1 protein-coding gene and 1 pseudogene are annotated in these 1050 nt (G+C 69.0%); both read left to right on the plus strand.

Going from position 1 to position 1050, the window contains the following annotated elements; translation table 11 throughout:
* Positions 1-260: pseudogene (locus ASG00_RS15360) on the plus strand (sugar ABC transporter ATP-binding protein); the annotation flags it as partial.
* Positions 257-1050 (plus strand): ABC transporter permease (locus ASG00_RS07935; protein WP_200930889.1); only part of this gene is annotated, 794 nt, incomplete at its 3' end. The pseudogene ASG00_RS15360 and the gene ASG00_RS07935, both read left to right, overlap by 4 nt.

Below are 1050 nucleotides of genomic sequence, written 5' to 3' on the forward strand. Positions count from 1 at the left end.
CGCTGCTCGTCGAGCCGCGGGTCGTACTGCTCGACGACCCCACCCGCGGCATCGACGCGGGCGCGAAGGCCGACATCTACCGTGTGCTGCGCGAACTCGCCGACTCGGGCGTCGCCGTCGTCTTCAACTCCACCGAGCTGCCCGAGCTCGTCGGCCTCTGCGACCGGGTGCTCGTGTTCCACGACGACGCGATCGTCGCCGAGCTCGTCGGCGACGAGATCACCGAACCGGCCCTCCTCAAGAACATGTTGGGAGCATGATGTCCGCCGTCACCGCCGTCCGCCGCAGCACGCGGCGCAGCATCGAGGTCAGCGACCTGCTGATCTGGGCGATCCTGCTCGTGCTCGTCGCGCTCAACGTCGCCTTCCAGCCGACCTTCCTCACCGCCGGAAACCTCGAGTTCGTGTTCGGGTCGTCGCTCGTGCTGCTGTTCGCCGCCGCGGCCGCCGGGTACCTCATGCTGATCGCCGAGATCGACCTCAGCATCGGCGCCGTGCTGACCCTCGTGAACGTGCTGATCGCGACACTCACCCCCGACAACGCGGTGCTCGCGATCGTGCTCGGCATCGTCGTCGGTCTCGTGTGCGGACTCATCACCGGCTCATTCGTGGCGTTCCTGCGGCTGCCGTCGATCATCGTCACCCTCGCCATGTCGACCATCTGGGCCGGCATCGCGCTGTTCATCATGTCCCGCCCCGGCGGCTCGGTGCCGACCGAGTTCACGGTGTGGATCTACGGTCCGGCGCCCATGTACGTCACCCTGGTGCTGCTGATCGTCACGGTCTGGCTCGCGCGCACGCCGATGGGCCGCAAGATCTACGGCCTCGGCTCGGACGAGCTCGGCGCCTACCTCTCGCGCATCTCGCTGCCCGGCACGAAGCTGTTCGTCTTCGGGCTCTCGGGGGTCATCCTCGGGCTCGGCGGCGTCGCGCTCAGCGGCATCACCTCGGTCGGCGACCCGCTCTCCGGCCAGTCCTACACGCTCAAGGCGATCACCGCCGCCGTCCTCGGCGGCATCTCGTTCGCCGGCGGGCGCGGGCTCATCCCCGG

The sequence above is a fragment of the Microbacterium sp. Leaf351 genome (assembly GCF_001423825.1).
GTDB classification, from domain to species: Bacteria; Actinomycetota; Actinomycetes; order Actinomycetales; family Microbacteriaceae; genus Microbacterium; species Microbacterium ginsengisoli.